The organism is Janthinobacterium sp. Mn2066, from assembly GCF_049319705.1.
Taxonomy (GTDB): domain Bacteria; phylum Pseudomonadota; class Gammaproteobacteria; order Burkholderiales; family Burkholderiaceae_D; genus Janthinobacterium.
This window is the reverse complement of record NZ_JBMOUF010000017.1, coordinates 25,806-43,793: the sequence shown is the minus strand read 5'-3', so window position 1 is coordinate 43,793 and position 17,988 is coordinate 25,806. Positions and strand designations below refer to the sequence as shown.

Annotated in this window: 16 protein-coding genes; 10 read left to right on the top strand and 6 right to left on the bottom strand. The window is 60.3% G+C overall.

The window, feature by feature from the left end:
* Positions 1–5: 5 nt before the first annotated feature.
* Positions 6–704, bottom strand: coding sequence for a glutathione binding-like protein (locus tag ACL9RI_RS25690; protein WP_422729306.1), 699 nt, complete (start codon positions 702–704; stop codon positions 6–8).
* Positions 705–890: 186 nt separating this feature from the next.
* Here ACL9RI_RS25690 and ACL9RI_RS25685 point away from each other — a divergent pair, with 186 nt between their 5' ends.
* Positions 891–1,316 carry a hypothetical protein gene (locus ACL9RI_RS25685; RefSeq protein WP_422729305.1) on the top strand — a complete coding sequence of 142 codons (426 nt, stop codon included), beginning with the start codon at positions 891–893 and terminating at the stop codon, positions 1,314–1,316.
* A gap of 3 nt (positions 1,317–1,319) precedes the next feature.
* Here ACL9RI_RS25685 and ACL9RI_RS25680 read toward each other — a convergent pair whose 3' ends face one another.
* The gene (locus tag ACL9RI_RS25680; RefSeq protein WP_422729304.1) at positions 1,320–2,960 is read right to left on the bottom strand and encodes a methyl-accepting chemotaxis protein; all 1,641 of its coding nucleotides are present in this window, start codon (positions 2,958–2,960) and stop codon (positions 1,320–1,322) included.
* Positions 2,961–3,227: 267 nt separating this feature from the next.
* Here ACL9RI_RS25680 and ACL9RI_RS25675 point away from each other — a divergent pair, with 267 nt between their 5' ends.
* Entirely contained in the window at positions 3,228–3,593 is a 366-nt protein-coding gene (locus ACL9RI_RS25675) for a hypothetical protein (protein WP_422729303.1), read from the top strand.
* A 22-nt stretch (positions 3,594–3,615) separates the two neighbouring features.
* On the opposite strand, the gene ACL9RI_RS25670 is transcribed toward ACL9RI_RS25675, so the two are convergent.
* A complete protein-coding gene (locus ACL9RI_RS25670; protein WP_422729302.1) occupies positions 3,616–4,044 on the bottom strand; it encodes a hypothetical protein in 429 nt (142 codons plus the stop codon).
* Between the two features lie 180 nt (positions 4,045–4,224).
* On the opposite strand from ACL9RI_RS25670, the gene ACL9RI_RS25665 reads away from it, so the two are divergent.
* On the top strand, positions 4,225–5,070 hold the full coding sequence (locus ACL9RI_RS25665) for an AraC family transcriptional regulator (RefSeq protein WP_422729301.1): 846 nt from the start codon (positions 4,225–4,227) through the stop codon (positions 5,068–5,070).
* Positions 5,071–5,125: 55 nt separating this feature from the next.
* Here ACL9RI_RS25665 and folE read toward each other — a convergent pair whose 3' ends face one another.
* Positions 5,126–5,692: a GTP cyclohydrolase I FolE gene (folE, locus tag ACL9RI_RS25660; protein ID WP_422729300.1), complete on the bottom strand. Its 567-nt coding sequence runs from the start codon at positions 5,690–5,692 to the stop codon at positions 5,126–5,128.
* Between the two features lie 78 nt (positions 5,693–5,770).
* Positions 5,771–6,598, bottom strand: coding sequence for an NAD(+) diphosphatase (nudC, locus tag ACL9RI_RS25655; protein ID WP_422729354.1), 828 nt, complete (start codon positions 6,596–6,598; stop codon positions 5,771–5,773).
* A 288-nt stretch (positions 6,599–6,886) separates the two neighbouring features.
* On the opposite strand from nudC, the gene ACL9RI_RS25650 reads away from it, so the two are divergent.
* The 6 genes from ACL9RI_RS25650 (at position 6,887) to ACL9RI_RS25625 (ending at position 16,054) form a co-directional block, all read left to right on the top strand.
* Positions 6,887–9,238, top strand: coding sequence for a catecholate siderophore receptor Fiu (locus tag ACL9RI_RS25650; protein WP_422729299.1), 2,352 nt, complete (start codon positions 6,887–6,889; stop codon positions 9,236–9,238).
* A gap of 396 nt (positions 9,239–9,634) precedes the next feature.
* Positions 9,635–10,948 (top strand): dicarboxylate/amino acid:cation symporter, encoded by a 1,314-nt coding sequence (locus tag ACL9RI_RS25645; RefSeq protein ID WP_422729298.1) that lies wholly within the window; start codon positions 9,635–9,637, stop codon positions 10,946–10,948.
* 62 nt (positions 10,949–11,010) lie between these two features.
* A complete protein-coding gene (locus ACL9RI_RS25640) occupies positions 11,011–12,003 on the top strand; it encodes a porin (RefSeq protein ID WP_422729297.1) in 993 nt (330 codons plus the stop codon).
* A 90-nt stretch (positions 12,004–12,093) separates the two neighbouring features.
* Positions 12,094–13,998, top strand: a complete 1,905-nt coding sequence (locus tag ACL9RI_RS25635; RefSeq protein WP_422729296.1) for a sensor histidine kinase — start codon at positions 12,094–12,096, stop codon at positions 13,996–13,998.
* Positions 13,991–15,334, top strand: coding sequence for a sigma-54-dependent transcriptional regulator (locus tag ACL9RI_RS25630; RefSeq protein ID WP_422729295.1), 1,344 nt, complete (start codon positions 13,991–13,993; stop codon positions 15,332–15,334). Before ACL9RI_RS25635 ends, ACL9RI_RS25630 begins: the two co-directional genes overlap by 8 nt.
* Positions 15,335–15,427: 93 nt before the next feature.
* Positions 15,428–16,054 (top strand): hypothetical protein, encoded by a 627-nt coding sequence (locus ACL9RI_RS25625; RefSeq protein ID WP_422729294.1) that lies wholly within the window; start codon positions 15,428–15,430, stop codon positions 16,052–16,054.
* On the opposite strand, the gene ACL9RI_RS25620 is transcribed toward ACL9RI_RS25625, so the two are convergent.
* Positions 16,051–16,803, bottom strand: a complete 753-nt coding sequence (locus ACL9RI_RS25620; RefSeq protein WP_422729293.1) for a metallophosphoesterase family protein — start codon at positions 16,801–16,803, stop codon at positions 16,051–16,053. The genes ACL9RI_RS25625 and ACL9RI_RS25620 overlap by 4 nt on opposite strands.
* Before the next feature lie 153 nt (positions 16,804–16,956).
* Here ACL9RI_RS25620 and ACL9RI_RS25615 point away from each other — a divergent pair, with 153 nt between their 5' ends.
* Positions 16,957–17,805, top strand: coding sequence for a hypothetical protein (locus ACL9RI_RS25615; RefSeq protein WP_422729292.1), 849 nt, complete (start codon positions 16,957–16,959; stop codon positions 17,803–17,805).
* Positions 17,806–17,988 lie beyond the last annotated feature (183 nt).

Here is a 17,988-nt window from a genome sequence, read left to right as displayed (position 1 = left end):
CAGGATCAGCTGACCGACTTCGCCGTCTGCCCGAACAGCACGTTTTTGGCATCGGCGCTGACGGTCGGCTGCTGGTTGATTTCAGCGGCGCGGGCGTAGGCGCGGATGGTGGCCGGGCGGGCGGCGATGGCGGCGAACCAGCGGGCCAGGTGCGGGAAGTCGGCCAGGTTCTGGCGCTGGCGCTCGTGCGGCACGATCCAGGGGTAGATGGCCATGTCGGCGATGGAATACTCGTCGCCGGCAACAAAGGCGCGGTCGGCCAGGCGCTTGTTCAGCACGCCATACAGGCGGTTGGTTTCATTGACATAACGGGTGATCGCATACTCGATCTGCTCGGGTGCATACTGCACGAAATGGTGGTTCTGGCCCGCCATGGGGCCCAGGCCGCCCATTTGCCAGAACAGCCATTGCGACACTTCGGCGCGGCCGCGCACGTCGGCCGGCAGGAATTGGCCGCTTTTCTCGGCCAGGTATTGCAAAATCGCCCCCGATTCAAACAGCGACAGCGGACCGCCGCCATCGGCCGGCGCCTGGTCGACGATGGCGGGAATGCGGTTGTTGGGGGCAATGGCCAGGAATTCCGGCTTGAATTGCTCACCCTTGCCGATATGCACGGGAATGATGTTGTAGGGGATGCCCGCTTCTTCCAGGAACATCGTTACTTTGTGCCCGTTGGGCGTAGTCCAATAGTACAGGTCGATCATCGTGGTCTTTCCATGAGGTAGAGGATAGCTGGCTGGGGCGCGCCCGTCTGTATTGTCGCGCCGCAACTGGTGCGCATGGATATAATGCCACGTAAGCGGAAAACAAGACGGCGGGCACTCGATTTCCCACCAGTGCAAGTACCCACTCTCAGCCACCATACCGGGAACCAACGAAGAAAGCCGACCATGCGCAAAATTCTGATCCTTTTGTTGCCTATCCTGCTGTCAGGCTGTGTCAAGGATTTCGCCATTTATACGATCGATGGCCAGGACCACGCGCTGACCGTGCGCCGCCAGCAAAATTACTTTTGGCAAGATACGGTGGAAGTGCAACTGATGGCGACCCACTTGCCGCAATGCCAGCGCCTGCATATCCTGTCCACCGAGGCGCCTGCCGACATCACGGTGGAAGTGTTTGCGGCCGGCGATGACGTGTGGAATATCCGGATGGGCAAGCAACTGTGGCAGGCGGAAACGAATACCTGCAATAGCCTGACGGAAATGGAAAATGATCCGAAAGCCGACCTGGGCCAGCCAGTGGGCAAATTCGAGGTAGTCGATGACAAGCTGGTGTTTGAAGCGGCGCCACCAGCGGCGGCGCCGTCCCAATAGAAGTTATGCAGCCAGGCTGCGCAGCGGCTTCCTGGGCGCTGCGCGCAAGGCCGATGGCGCCGCAGCCGTCACCCGCAGGGCGCCATTTTCCTGGGCCGACAAGGTAAACCGCGACACCAGCTGCGCCAGTACGGCGGCCTGGTCCTGCATGCTACCCGCCGCGGCGGCCGCCTGCTCCACCAGCGCTGCATTTTGCTGCGTCACGCTATCCATTTCCGTAATCGCCTGGTTGACATGGCCGATGCCCGTGCTTTGCTCATGCGAGGCAGCCGTGATGTCGGCCATGATATCGGTCACGCGCGACACGCTGGCCACCACCTGATCCATCGTCGTGCCCGCCTGCGCCACCAGGCTGCTGCCGGCCGCAATGCTGTCGACCGAAGCGCCGATCAAGCCCTTGATTTCCTTGGCGGCGGCGGCCGAGCGTTGCGCCAGGCTGCGCACTTCCGAGGCCACCACGGCAAAGCCGCGCCCTTGTTCGCCCGCGCGCGCCGCTTCCACCGCCGCGTTCAGGGCCAGGATATTGGTCTGGAAGGCGATGCCGTCGATCACGCCGATGATGTCGACGATCTTGCGCGAGGAAGCGTTGATGGTTTCCATGGTGCCGATCACCTGCGCTACCACCGCGCCGCCCTGGCGGGCCACGGCCGAGGCCGACTTGGCCAGTTCATTCGCCTGCACCGCGTTGCCCGTGTTTTGCGTCACGGTCGAGGTCAGTTCTTCCATCGATGCGGCCGTTTCTTCCAGGGAACTTGCCTGCATTTCCGTGCGGGCAGACAAGTCCATATTGCCGCTGGCAATTTCACTGGACGCCGTGGCGATGGTGTCGGCGCTGTGGCGGATTTCGCTGATCGCGCTGACCAGGTTGGCCTGCATGGTCTTCATGGCGAACAGCACGCTCTGGCGGTCCTTGGCATGGGTGCGCACGACGCCGCTCAAGTCGTTATTGGCGATGCGTTCGGCCACTTGCGCCGCATATTCAGGGTCGCCGCCCAGCGCATGGCGCAAGCTGCGGTTAATCGCCACCACGATGGCCGACAGCACGACGCACACCAGTACCAGCAGACCCAGCGCCGTCCACAGGGACTGGCGGAAGGCGGCGTCGATATCGTCCATGTACACGCCGACCACGACGGTCCAGTTCCATGGCTTGTAGGCCACCACGCGGCTCATCTTGGGTTCCGGCTTTTGCTGACCGGGACGGGGGAAGTGATAATAGACAAAGCCCTTGCCCGCATCGCTCTTGCCGACGTTGGCGATGTCGCGGTACAGATACGTGCCATTGGCGTCCTTGAAGTCGGCCATGTTCTTGCCATTGGTTTGCGGCGCGCCCGGATTCATCACGACCGACGAGTCAAAACCGATGATCGACAGGTAGCCGGTCTCGCCAAAGCGCATGCTGTTGATCACGGCAAGCGCCTGCTTTTGCGCTTCGGGCGTGCTCAGGGCGCCGCTGGCAGCCAGGTCGCCGAACATCTTGACGGCGCCCAGGCCCAGGTCGGCTGCGTTGGCCAGGTCGGCGCTGCGCTCCTCGATGCGTATCTTGCGGATTTCCAGTGCGTTATATACAAAAATGATCGTAATGCACAACAGGCTGCAAATCAGGGGTATCCATAACTTTTGCTGGAAGGTCAGTTTCTTCATGCGTGTCTCCAACTTTTGTGGTGTTGCAGCGATAAGGACATGCCCCGCTTCCCGCCCGGACGGCCGGAATGCGGCGGCGCAGATGCTCTGGCGGCATCATTCAGACAACACCAGCATACGCTTGAAGTAATGAAACTGACAATGCCTATGAGAAATGTTTTTTTAAAAACGCCAGGCATCGCATCGGGCTGGCAAGAAGCAGAGGGGAACTGTGGCAGAATGCGCGGCAAATAGACCAATACCGTTGCATCCACAAGAAAGAACCGCATGACCAAGATCGAAGCCATGAAGCGCATCAACGACCGCCTGGGCAAACCCACGCTGACCGACAAGAACACACATTTCGCCAGCGTGGCCAGCTATGGCACGGATGAGGGCTGGTGGCTGAAGATCCCGTTCCTGACCTTCAAGCAGGAATTGCACTTTATCCTCAACAATGAAAAAACCAAGAGCTTCCAGCACTTGAAAATCGGCGCCAACCAGATCCTCAGCCCCGGCATGAAGTTCCGCAGCACGGGCGGCGCGGCCGACGCCTTCATGTCGGCCTCGGCCCCAAAACGCCTGATCGACTTGCTCGATGGCGGCAGCAAGTACAATTTCACCAAACATCTGGTGAGCGAATACCGCTACTAAATACCGTTACTAAAACGCCTCGTCAAGTCAGTACTGTTGTATCAAGTACAGACTGCGGCGGCAGCCACGCCTGCAGCAGGCTGTGGGCGATATCGAGCGCGTCGTCGCGGCTGCTGCCGAAATGCAGCGGATAACCCCAGAACTTGTTGAACATCACGGCAAACGCCTTGCCCGCCAGGCGCTTGGCGCAATCGGGCTCCACCATCACCATGCCCTGGATATACGCGCGGATCACGGCCTTGTTCTGTTTCATCCATAAAGTCGTGCGCTTGCGCTCCTCCTGCGTGTGTTCATGGCCGCTATCGGCGTAACCTTCGTCGGTGAGAATGACGAACGCTTGCCGGCGCGTCAGCAAGGCATCGAATTGCGCAAACAGCGCCTCGGTATTGCCGCCAGATGCAGCGTCGTGACGCATCCAGACCAGTGGAAAATTGGAAATGTCGAGCAGCATGGTATTACCTCCCTCATCAATAGTGCCGTTGCCCATCCGTCCAGACCTTCATCAAAGCACTGGCGGCGGCTGTTGCCGTTGAAGTGAGGCTGCGGATAGGCACACGATACCGAAGGCAGCACTGGACGTCATTGCACAAATTGGCCACAATATTACTCAATCCAGCCAAACAACACTCCCATGTCCCTGCCCATGTTTCCCACCATGCCGCCATTACGGTCTGACATACCCTCTTCCATGGAGCAGATCGACGACGTGCTGCGTCCCGTGCTGGCCGTGGGAGTGGCCTGTGTGACCCGCGAATGGGAACAGGCGCCGCACCGCCACCGCAAGGGGCAGTTGCTGTACGCCGTGCGGGGCGTGATTCATTGTGAGGTGGAAAGCGGGGTATGGATCGTGCCGCCCCAGTGCGCCATCTGGATACCGGGCGGCTTGCTGCACGCGGCGCGCGGCGTGGGCGAGGCGCAATGTTATTGCCTGTTTGTCGAGGCCGACATGGTGCCCGCCCTGGCGCCCGCCTTGCCCGGCAATTGCTGCACCCTGGCAGTCTCGCCCCTGCTGCGCGAACTGATCATCAAGGCGGCCAGCTTTCCCACCTTGTATGTACTGAATGGGGCGGAAGAGCGCCTGGTGGCTACCCTGCTCGACGAACTGGCGGCCGCCCCGGTGGAAGACTTGCACTTGCCGCTGCCGCGCGATGTGCGTTTGCGCCAGCTGGCGGACTTGCTGCTGGCGCAGCCAGCCGATAAAAGCACCTTGACGCAGTGGGCGATGCGCATCGGCATGAGCGAGCGCAGCATGACGCGGCAACTGCTGGAAGAAATCGGCATGAGCGTGGGCCGCTGGCGGCGGCAACTGCATGTGATCATCGCCCTGCAGCGGCTGGCAAGGGGACATAGCGTCAAAGCGGTGGCGTTGGCGCTCGGTTATGAAAACACCAGCGGCTTCGTCACCATGTTCCGCAAGGCTACCGGCAAGCCGCCGGCGCGCTACCTGGCCGAACGCAAGCAGGCAAGCGACATGTGAACAGGCGAAAAAAAGGCGGCATCGCGCCGCCTTCTTCCTGCATCTGCAGCGAAAATCAGCTTTCGCGGGCCAAGGCCAGAAATTCCGTGCGCAGCGCCAGGTTTGGCTGCATCTCGCCCAGCATGGCCGAAGTGATGGTTTCTTCGCCTGGGGTACGGATGCCGCGGCTTTCCATGCACAAATGACGGCAGCGCACGACCACGCCCACCGATTTCGGTTCCAGCACTTCCATCAAGGCATTGGCGATCTGCATCGTCATGCGTTCCTGCACTTGCAGGCGCTTGGAGAAGCAATCGACCAGGCGCGTCAGTTTCGACAAGCCGACGATTTTGCCATTCGGCACGTAGCCGATGGTGGCCTTGCCAAAGAACGGCGCCAGGTGGTGTTCGCAATGGCTGTAGACGGGAATGCCGCGCACGACGATCAGTTCGTTGTACTGTTCCGCGCCATCTTCAAACGCTTTCAACAGGTCGACGGGGTCCTGGGCATAACCCGAGGTCCAGTGTTTCCAGGCTTTTGCCACGCGTGCCGGCGTTTCCAGCAGACCAGGACGCTGTGGGTCTTCACCCAGGCTGCTGATCAGGCGGCGCCAGTCGTTTTCGGAGAATTCTTCTTGAGACATACTAAAACACCCAAATAGTTACAATTGCCGCCAGTATATAGAAAAGTGGACAAGCTGCCTGAGCCAGCCACGCTTTTCCTATTTGCCGGGCGGACGGTGCGCCTGCACCAGCATCGCGGAAATCGACACGCTGGAGGTCGCTTCGGGCCACACATCGTCTGCACCGAACCAGCGCGCCTCGGCAATTTCATTCTCGTCCAGGCGAATCTCGCCATCCAGATAATCGGCCGTAAACGCAATCATCAACGAATGGGGGAAGGGCCAGGACTGGCTCATGAAGTAGCGCAGATTGTGCACGCGCAAACCCACTTCTTCCATCACTTCGCGGTGCACCGCTTCTTCGATCGATTCGCCCGCTTCCAGGAAACCGGCCAGCGGACTGAAACGCTGCGAAGGCGAATGTTTGTGCATCGCCAGCAACACCTTGTCCCCCTTGCGTATCAGTACCATCATGGCCGGTGAAATGCGCGGGTAGGCCAGCATGCCGCAGGCGCCGCATTTGAAACTGCGCTCGCCCGGATGGCGCTGCATGGGCGTGGCGCACACGCCGCAATAACGGTGCGTGCGCGCCCACTCGGCCAACTGGGCCGCGCGGCTGATCAAGCCCAGGAAACCGTCATCAACCACGTTGAACAGCGAGCGCAGGCCGTGATACGCCAGGCGGGTATCTGGCAGGGTTTCGTCATCGGTCCAGATGGTCTGGCAGTAGCGGCCTTGCCACATGCCTACCGGCTGCGCCTGCGCCAGATCAAGGCCCAGTGCCTGGACGCGCTCACACTCGGGCAAGGCATGCTCCAGGGTGTCCAGTAGCAAACGGCCACGGTGGAATACAAAGGTCAGCGGATCGCCCGGCAGGGGCGTGGGAACATCGATGAGGGGCAAGAACGCGTCGGGAGTCTGCAGCATGCTAAGAGGAATTTTGTAAAGGTTGCTCATCATACTCCCGCTTCAAGACGCCTGCGCGCGTAGCAGCAAAGTGGCCAGCAGCACAAGCATTGATGGGATATCACAGTGTTTTTTTACTGCTACTGCGATTCGTTGCGTAAACGAGACTGATAACGATTCCCATTTACGAATCAGCTACCGATTATTACAATGTCTCCCATTCTCTCCATCGCCAGCCATCTGCCGATGCGTTTTTGCATCCCTTCAGCAGCGCCAGCCAGGACTTCTCAAGATCATTGAAAGCAAAAAATGGCAATCAAGAGCCGCAAACACGTGTCATCCCGTTTCAACCAGCAGATCGGCGCCGCGCTGGCGGTGATGCTGCTGCCCGTGGCCGCCCACGCAGCCGACGCGGCCAGCCCCGCCGATCCGGCCGGCCAGGCGGCACCCGCATCGCAGCAAACCCTGAACGAAGTCAAGATCGTTGGCGCCAAGGAAAATGATTTCAAGGCAGACAAGGCGTCATCACCGAAATACACGGAAAAACTGGTTGATACGCCGCAAACCATCGTCGTGATCAAGAAGGAATTGATCGAGCAGCAAGGCGCCGTCACCCTGACCGACGCGCTGCGCAACACGCCTGGCGTGGGGACCTTCTTCCTCGGCGAAAACGGCAGCACCAATACGGGCGACGCCGTCTACATGCGCGGTTTCGATGCCTCGGGCAATATCTATGTCGATGGCGTGCGCGACGTGGGTTCGATTTCGCGCGATGTGTTCAATATCGAGCAGATCGACGTGCTCAAGGGCCCGGCCGGCACCGACAGCGGACGCGGCTCGCCGACCGGTTCGATCAACCTGGTCAGCAAGACGGCAACCCTGGAAAACAATTTCAATTCCCTGCTGACGGCCGGCAGCGGCAAGCAAAAGCGCGCCACGGCCGACTGGAACCGGGTGATCGACGCCGACAGCGGCACGGCTTTCCGCCTGAACCTGCTGGACCAGAACAGCGGCAACCCGGCCCGCGATGACGTCAAGAACAAGCGCTGGGCGGTAGCGCCCACCATCACCTTCGGCATCGGCAAACCGACGCGCATCACGGCCAGCTACCTGCACGTGGACCAGAACAACGTGCCCGATGGCGGCGTGCCGACCATCGGCTTGCCTGGCTACACCACGCCGGACACCATTACCGCCACCAATAAAGTCGTCCGCACTTTCCTGAACAGCGCGGCCAAGGTCGACCCCAGCAATTTCTATGGCTCCACCTCGGACTATGACAAGGTCAAGGCCGACATGGCGACCTTGCGCATCGAGCATGATTTTTCACCGACGGTGCAATTGCAAAACACCACGCGCTACGGCAAGACCAAGGAAGACTATCTGCTGACCTCCTTCATGGGCAGCACGGCCAACCTGGCGACGCCGGTGGCCAGCGATCCATCGACCTGGACCCTGGCGCGCTCCTTGCGCACGGTCAAGGACCAGGAAAACACGATCCTGACCAATCAAACTGTCGTGACCGCGCAATTCGACACGGGCAGCTTGAAACACACGCTGGTGACGGGTGTCGAATTCACCAGCGAAAAGCAGACCAACTACAGCTATGTGCCGGCTAGCCTGGGCACCCTGGCGCCCGCCAATCTGTACCACCCGAATCCCAACGATGCCGTCATCGGCTTTAACCCGGTGCGCAGCGGCGCCTATACGGAAGGCGAAGTCAACACGCAAAGCGTGTATGCGTTCGACACCATCAAGTTCGGTGACAAGTGGAGCGTGAATGGCGGCATGCGCTTCGACCACTTCAACACCACCTATGACGCCGTCACCCTGCAAACGGCAGTGGCGGCCGGCCAGGTGCAGCCTTTGCCCGTGGGCACGCCAATTCCGACCCATCTGACCCTAGGCAACACCCTGGCCAACGGCAAGCTGGCCGTGTCCTACAAGCCGACCGCCGACAGCAGCGTGTATGCACTGTGGGCCAGCTCGAAGGCGCCACCGGGCGTGAACTTTGCGCTGAGCGCGGCGGCCAGCAGTGCGCAGAATCCCACCTATGACCCACAAGAGACCACCACCAAGGAGCTCGGCGGCAAGTGGGACTTGCTGAAACAAAAACTGTCGCTGACGGCCGCCCTGTACCAGACCACGGTCAAGAATGACGTCGAGCAAGACCCTGTGATCCCGACCCTGTACTACCAGACCGGCAAGAAACGCGTGCAGGGCGTGGAAATCGGCGTAGTCGGTGAAATCATGCGCGACTGGCTGGTCAGCGCCGGCTACACGCGCATGAATACGGAAGTGGAATCGGGCAAGGTGGTGACGGCGTCGGGCATCAATAACCTCAGCTATACACCGAAACAGGCGTTCACCAGCTGGACGTCGTACACCCTGCCATTCGGCCTGAAACTGGGCGGCGGCGCCCGCTATGTGGGCGACATGCTGCGCGGCACCGATGGCGCCGTCGGCACGCCGGCCCGCATCGATGGCTACTGGGTCTTCGACGCCATGGCCACGTATAGCGTCAGCAAGAACCTGGACTTGCAGCTGAATGCCTACAACCTGGCCGACAAGGTCTACGTGGCAGCGATTAACAAGAGTGGCTATCGCTACACGCCAGGCCAGCCGCGCTCGTTCAGCCTGACGGCCAATATCAAGTTCTGATCCCGTCCTGCCTGGCCGCCATGTGGCGGTTTGGCAAGCAAGCCCCTCCCTCCGGAGGGGCTTTTTTATTTTATAAACATTGTCATTGATGGTGCAGGCAAGCGCCCTTTGTATGAAAAGTCATACGGCCTGCCCCATTGTCGTCCAACAATTTGCACATGCAAGCTTGCCCGGGATGCGATTACAATGCGGCTGCAGCAAAAAAACAGCATGAAATCATACCCTTACATATCTGCGTGGCAAAAACCGATTTCAGGCATATCCTTTGCTATGTAAAAGTTTTATGACACGCAAACACAAAAAAATTACTAATGAGCAACGCCAGATATGAATTGCTCATTAATTAACATTAATACATAATCCGCTCGCAGCGGCGCTTCATCTGGAGGAGTCAACATGAAAAAGAAACGGCCATTAACCCTGTACATCCTGATTGCGATGATACTGGGCATCGGCGTGGGTTACGCATGCAACACGGCATTCCCGGATGCCAAGGCCAGCGCAGAAATCGCTGGCAATATCTCCATCGTCACCGATGTCTTCCTGCGCCTGATCAAGATGATCATTGCGCTGCTGGTGTTCTCCACCCTGACGGTCGGTATCGCCCACATGGGCGACGGCAAGACGGCTGGCCGCATCGGCTTGAAAGCCATGTGCTGGTTCATGGTGGCCTCGCTGGTGTCGCTGGCGCTGGGCATGGTGCTGTCCAATCTGATGCAACTGGGTACCAACCTGGGCTTGCCATTGCCGGACGTACACGCCAGCACCAATCTGAAGACAGCCGCTTTCACCATGAAAGACTTCTTCACGCACCTGGTGCCAAAATCGCCGATCGAGGCGATGGCCAATAATGAAATCCTGCAAGTGCTGGTGTTCTCCATCTTCTTCGGCGGCGCACTGGCCGGCCTGGGCGAATCGGGCAAGGCGCTCACCAACGTGATCGACCAGCTGGCGCAAGTCATGCTGCGCATCACCGGCACCATCATGAACATGGCGCCGCTGGCCGTGTTCGCCGCCATGGCGTCCGTCGTCACCACCCACGGCCTGGGCGTGCTGCTCACGTTTGCCAAATTCATGGGCGGCTTCTACCTGGGCCTGGTATGCCTGTGGGCGCTGCTGATCGCGGCCGGCTTCTTCGTCATCGGCCCGCGCATCTTCAAGCTGGTCGGCCTGATCCGTGAACCATTCCTGCTGGCCTTTTCGACCGCCAGTTCGGAAGCGGCCTACCCGAAACTGCTGATAGCGCTCGACCAGTTCGGCGTGGACCGCAAGATTTCCAGCTTCGTAATGCCGTTGGGTTACTCCTTCAACCTCGATGGCTCGATGATGTATTGCACCTTTGCCGTGCTGTTCATCGCGCAAGCCTACGGCATCGACCTGTCGATCGGCACCCAGATCACCATGCTGCTGTTGCTGATGCTGACCTCGAAAGGCATCGCGGGCGTGCCGCGCGCCTCGCTGGTGGTGATTGCTGCTACATTGACCCAATTCAATATCCCGGAAGCGGGCCTGTTGCTGCTGATGGGCGTGGACCAGTTCCTGGACATGGGCCGCTCGGCGACCAATGCAGTCGGCAATGCCGTTGCCACCGCCGTGGTCGCCAAATGGGAAGGTGGCCTGGCCACGGAAGAAGAAGCCGCCGCTGCCAACGCCGCCAGCCAGAATACGGAAAGCCATTGGGGCGAAGCCGATCACGCCAGCAAGGCTTGAACCAAGCCCCCTGGTCCGCCATGCGCGGGCCAGGGTCTTGCATCCTGACGTCTGAGGTACTCATGAAAAAAGCATTGTTGATGACGTTGCTGGCCCTTGGCGCCTGCAACGGCGCCCTGGCGCAGTCCAACGTCACGATTTACGGCGTCGCCGACGCCGGCCTGGTGGCCGACAAGGACGCCACCGGCGCGCGCCTGAACCGCATCGCCAGCGGCGTTGCGTCAGGCTCGCGCATCGGTTTCAAGGGCCGCGAAGACCTGGGCGGCGGCCTGGCCGCCAGCTTCGTGCTGGAAAACGGCTACAACATCGACACGGGAACCACCGGCCAGGGCGGCTTGCTGTTTGGCCGCCAGGCGTATGTGGGCTTGTCGGGCAGCGCCGGCGCCGTGACCGCCGGCCACCAGTATTCGCCGTATTACCTGGCCTTGCGCGACGTGGCCGATCCGTTTGCCATCGGCCTGGCCGGCACCGCATCGAACCTGATGGCGACCAATATGCGGGTCGACAATATGCTGCAATACACCACCCCAAGCTACCACAAGCTGTCGGCCGACCTGGCGTATGGCTTCGGCGAAGTGGCGGGCGACAATGCAAAGAACCGCAGTATCGGCGGCGCCGTGCATTACATCGATGGACCGCTGAACCTGACCCTGGCGCATCACCGCAAGGATAACGCCCTGGCGACCCAGCAAACCCGCAACACCCTGCTGGCCGCGCGCTATGATTTTAAGATGCTGCAAGCGAACTTTGGCTACGCCGACAACCGTGCACTGGACAATAGCAAGAGCAACGATTTGCTGCTGGGCTTGAGCGCACCGTTTGGCCGCACCAGGCTGGTCGCTTCCTACATCCGCCACGACGACAAGAGCGTGCTCAACCGTGACGCCCGGCAATGGGCCATCGGCGCGTTTTATTCGCTGTCCAAGCGTAGCGACCTGTACACGGGCTACGGCCATATCAACAACAAGAACGGCGCCACGTTTACGGTCGGCAATGCGACCGATAATGGCACCGGCAACACGGGCTTCAACCTGGGCATGCGCCATACTTTCTGATGACGCCTGCTTGCGCAATACCCAGGCCGCCGGCGTCAGATCCGGCGGCTTTTTTATCTTTGCAGCATCGGGATGCGATACTGTCAGCCTATGAATAGCAGCAAACCACCTCTTTCCTGGCGCCAGCGCCTGATGCAGCGCCCGGGCCGCAAGGCGCTGGCCTGGGGTCTGGTGCTGGCCGCCTGCCTGGCGATCGTCTGGCTGGTGTATTTCTGGACCGAACGCATCGCCATCGGCAAGCTGCAGGCCAGCGGCGCGCAGCGGCTGGAGGTGTATATCAGCAGCCTGGAAAACGCGCTGGAAAAATACGATTTCCTGCCCAAGACGCTGGAGTTGAACCGCGATGTGATCCGTTTGCTGCAGCACCCGGAAGATCCGGTATTGGTCGATACGGTCAACCATTACCTGGAGCAAATGAACGCCCAGGCCAAGTCGTCGACGATTTTTATCAGCAACCTCGATGGCAACACGCGCGCGGCCAGCAACTGGCGTTTGCCGGACAGCTTTATCGGCGACAATATTGCCTTTCGCCCCTACGCCAAGGATGCCTTGCGCGGCACGCCAGGGCGCTTTTATGGCGTGGGCACGACGCGGCTGGAACCCGGTTATTTCTTTGCCCATGGCATTTATCAAAATGGCCGCATGCTGGGCCTGGCGACCGTCAAGCTGAACCTGGAAAACCTGGAAAAACGCTGGGTGCAAGGGGCGGACAAAGTGATGCTGGCCGATGAACATGGGGTGATCTTTCTCAGCTCCATGCCGGACTGGAAATACAAGACCCTGGCGTCCTTGTCGGCCGACGTGGTCGAGGAGCTGAACCGCACGCGCCAGTATTACTCGAAGCAACTGGAACCGATTCCCTTCATTGCCGACCGCCAGCTGGGCAATGGCGCACGGGTGATCACCATCCGTGAGCAAGACCGTGCCGATGGCCCGCCCAAGACCACATCGAGCGTGATGACGCAGATCAAGCTCAAATCGCCGAACGGCTGGACGTTTATTTATCTGTCCGACCTGGCGCAGGCCAAGGCCAGCGCGCGCGCGGCGGCCGCCTTTTCCTGCGTGCTGCTGGGCTTTTTCATGCTGCTGTTCTTTTACCTGCGCCAGCGGCGCGCCGCCGTGGCGCAAAAATTGCGCGCACGGGAAGATTTGCAGCACGCCTACGACAACCTGGAAACCATGGTCGAGGAACGCACCTCGGAATTGAACGCCATGACGCAAAGCCTGAGCCAGGAAATCGAGGTGCGCAGCAAGGCGGAACAAAAACTGCACATCACGCAAAACGAGCTGTTCCAGGCTGGCAAGATGGCCGTGCTGGGGCAAATGTCGGCCAGCATCACGCATGAGCTGAACCAGCCGCTGACGGCCCTGCGCACCATGTCCGACAATGCCGTGATCCTGCTGGAGCGGGGCCGGCTCGACGATGCGCGGCGCAACCTGACTAAAATATCGCAGATCGCCGCCAGGATGGGCGCCATCACGGGGCAATTGAAAGTGTTTGCGCGCAAGTCGACCACCAGCCTGACCTCGGTCTCGATTCCCACCGCCATCAGCAATGCCCTGTTCCTGGTCGAGCGCCGGCTGCAGGTGGAAAACGTGCGCTTTACCTTGCAGTTGCCGCCCGACGATATCTTCGCCCTGTGCGAGAGCAACCGCCTGGAGCAGGTGCTGGTCAACCTGTATGCGAATGCGCTCGACGCCATGCATGGCAGCGAGGTGCGCAGCTTGCGCGTCTCGGTAGCATGCACCGAGGAGCAAGTCCTGATCCACGTGGCCGACACGGGGCCGGGCTTGTCACCAGAAGTGTATGAACACCTGTTCGAGCCGTTCTTCACCACCAAGCCGCAAGGCCAGGGACTGGGCCTGGGGCTGGCCATTTCCGAACAGATCACGCGCCAGTTCGGCGGCCTGTTGCGCGCCGAAAACGCGCCCGGTGGCGGCGCCATCTTCACCATCGAATTACAGATTGCAAGGCAGGAGGAAAAACATGTTTGAAGGTTTGAAAGTCTTGCTGGTGGAAGACGACCCCACGGTACGCGAAGGCAGCGAACAGGCGCTGCAACTGGCCGGCCTGGACGTGCTGGCTTTTCATTCAGCCGAACTGGCGTATAAGCTGCTGACACCCGACTTTCCCGGCATTGTCGTCAGCGACGTGCGCCTGCCCGGCATGAGCGGCCTGGAACTGTTGCAAGCCGTCAAGACGCTGGACGCCCACCTGCCCGTGATCCTCGTCACCGGCCACGGCGACATCACCATGGCCGTGCACGCCATGCGCACGGGCGCCTACGATTTCATTGAGAAACCATATTCGTCGGAACAGCTGGTGGACGTGATCCTGCGCGCGCTGGAAACGCGGCGTTTGATGCTGGAAGTGCACAGCCTGCGCCGCCAGCTGGAAGACGGCGGCGGCATCGAAGCGCGCCTGCTGGGCAATTCGGTGGCGATGCGCGACATACGGCGTTTGATCCTCGACGTCGCCGACGAACCGGCCGATGTGCTGATCTATGGCGACACCGGCACCGGCAAGGAAATGGTGGCGCGCTGCCTGCATGACTTCAGCCACCGCCGCAAGCACAACTTTGTCGCCGTCAATTGCGGCGCGATTCCTGAAAGCATCTTTGAAAGCGAAGTCTTCGGCCACGAACCGGGCGCCTTCACGGGCGCGGCCAAGCGGCAAGTGGGCAAGATCGAGCATGCCGACCATGGCAGCTTCTTTCTCGATGAAATCGAAAGCCTGCCCCTGTCGCTGCAAGTCAAATTGCTGCGCGTGTTGCAGGAACGCTATATCGAACGGCTGGGCTCCAACCTGCCCACGCCGGTCGACGTGCGCGTCATCGCAGCGGCCAAGCTGGACCTGGAAGAGTTGTCGCAGCAACAGAAATTTCGCAGCGACCTGTATTACCGCCTGAACTTGATCGTGCTGCATTTGCCGCCGCTGCGCGACCGGCGCGAAGATATCCCGATGCTGTTCGAACACTTCGTGCTGGCTGCCGCGGCCCGCTACAACCGTGCCGCGCCCGTGGTGTCCAGCGCACAAATGCGCAACCTGATGGCGCACAACTGGCCCGGCAATGTACGCGAACTGCGCAATATCGCGGACCGCTTCGTGCTGGGCATCGCCAGCGGCGCCGCGAGCTTGCTGGCAGGCGTACCGGCCAGTCCATTGTCGCTGGCGGAACAGGTGAACGGCTTCGAACGTGCCTTGATCGAGCAGGAACTGCGCGCTTATGCGGGCAACGTCAGTGAAGTCAGCGCGGTATTAGGGCTGCCGAAACAGACCCTGTATCACAAGATGCAAAAGTACAATCTGGTGGCGGAAGAGTTTCGCTGAATCAGCGCTCTGGCCAGAGAAAAATAAAAAGAATGCATCAGAATATATTGCCTTATGGTATATATTATTTCTTTTCAATAATTCCATAACGCCATGCACAAGTCTCTGCTGCTCGCTTCCCTCCTGTTTTCCAGCACCAGCTTTGCCCAGGAAGCCGCTCCCGCCGACACGCCAGCGGCGGCCACTGCAGCGGCCAGCGCGCCGGCCCCGTCGACCATCAGCCGTATCCGCCTGTTCGGCCAGAATGGCGCAACGGCCTTTCTGTACCGCGACAGCAGCTGCATCCGCGGTTTCTTCAGCGATGGCGTGGAAAAAGCCAGCGGCAGCATGGGTGCCGCTTTCAGTTCGTTTATTGGCCAGGTCAGCAATGAAAGCCTGGGTATCCCGGAAACGGAAACCTCGTTAAACCTGTCGAGCAAGGATGGCTTGCTGTCGAAGGCGTATTTCCGCGAATATGAAATTCCTGCCGGTAAGCCCAGCAGTCTGCGCCTCGGCTTTCAGAATGTCTCGTCGTTTTACGTCATGCATGGCGTAAGCCATGAAACCCGCGGCGCCAGCTGCAGCGGCGACATCAGCTTTACGCCACGCGCCGGCGCCGATTACGAAGCATCGTTCTCGTGGGAAGGCAGGCTGTGCCGCACGGGCGTCAATGAGGTCGTTGTCAAGGACGGCAAGACAGAACTGGTCCCAGTCCCCGTCACTGCCGCACCTGGCTGCTAAACGCCACGCCCAGGCTGAACCCGGCCCGTGCGCAAAGGCACGGCCCAATCGGGGCGGCCGTTGGCCAGCGCCAGCTGCGCCGCCTCTTCCCAGTCATACTCCACCGCATGAAACTGCGCCGACCAGCGTCCGCGCGCATCGCGTTCGACGATGGCGTAGCGCGCGTGCGGCGTGCCGTTTTCCATCACGTGCGGGTAAACATGGTCGTCGTCATAGGCCGGCAAGCCCACGCTGCCGGGATTGACGATCAGCCGCCCGTCGGGCAACTCCACCTGGCGCGGCATATGCGTGTGACCGCACAGTATCAAGGCAGCGTCCGCCGTACCGGCGCGCTGCAGCACCTCGTCTGGCGTGGCGGCACGGCTGCCTTGCGGCGTGACCGTGTCGAGAAAATACACCAGATCGCTGCCAGGCGTGCCATGCACCAGCAACACATCCTCCGTCAGGCGCAAGCTGGCCGGCAGCGCAGCGATCCATTCTAGTTGCTGCGGCAATAGTTGCTCGCGGGCATAGCGGTCAGACTTTCCCATGCGCGCCAGGTCACCCAGCAACTGGCGCTCGTGGTTGCCAGCGATGGTGGGGAAATCAAGCGCCATCAGGCGGGCCGCCGTGGCGCTCGGCTGCAGACCACCCGAGACGATATCGCCCAGGTTGACGATCACGTCCACGCCACAGCGCGCAATGTCGGCCAGCACGGCGTCCAGCGCCTGCAGGTTGCCATGGATATCGGAAATGGCGGCGATTCTCATACGGTTCCCCCTTGTTAAGTCCCAGTAGGACAATTCCGACGGCGACTTGCGCCGTGCGGCTACGTCAACAACTTGATTGAATTGCTATTATTTTTCTACTGTGTAGCCGCCCCAACCTTGCGGCTACGCCATCCACATAGCAAAGGAGCCTCCATGTTTGCCACGTCCGCGCCCGCCCGCCTTGCTCCACCACGCTTGCGCCACTTCGGCTTGCGCAGCGTCATGATGCTGGGGATACTGAGTGCAGGCGCTGCCAGCACCACCGTCCGCGCCGACCCATCGCTCACCCTGGACCGCGCCAGCATTTCATTGGGCGCTTTCTATGCGGAGCCGCGCATCAATATCGGGGCAGACACGCAATTTGGCCGTATCGATGCACCGGAATCGAATCCCAACCATACCACCATACCGCGGGTCAAAGCCGATTTGCTGATCGGCGACCGGCACGGCCTGGCCTTCGATTACTACCGCTACGACAAATCCTACACGCCGACCCTGACGGGCCAGACCACCATCAATGGCCAGCCAGTCACCGGCACCGCTACCGCCAATGCGGACCTGGAGCTGGACCTGGCCAAGCTGGCCTATAAATGGTGGTTGGGCGAAGGCAACGATACCTTCGGCATTGGCCTGGGCGCCGCCTATTACCGTGCCCACCTGGAAGGCACGGCTTCGGGCATCGTCAACGGGCAACCAGCAACGGCGCGTGACTCGATCGGCGAGCACGCGTTTGCGCCACTGCTGGAAATCGGCTGGCGCCACGCCTTCACGCCGGACTTGCGCATGTATGCGGAAGCGTCGGGCATCAAAAAGAATGGCGGACGCATCAATGGCCATATCTACGGCGGCAATATCGGTCTCGAATGGTTCCCATTCAAAAATATCGGCTTCGTGGCCGACTATGGCATCTCGAAAATCAAGCTGAACCGCGACAGCGATAATGACGCCAACCTGAACATACGCCTGGCCGGTCCCTCGGCCTATGTGAAAGTGCGTTTCTGACCGTCTCTTCCACTGGCCGCGCCCGGATGTGCGGCCAGTTCTGTCGTTTCCCTCTAGCTTCCCCTCCAGCTTCCCCGTCTTCCACCCGCGTATTTCGTCATTCGTCACCGAATTGCGACAGCCTGTCGCAAAAGTAATTATTTCCTCACGGAACAATGTACATTATTGTTGCCGAGAAATAAA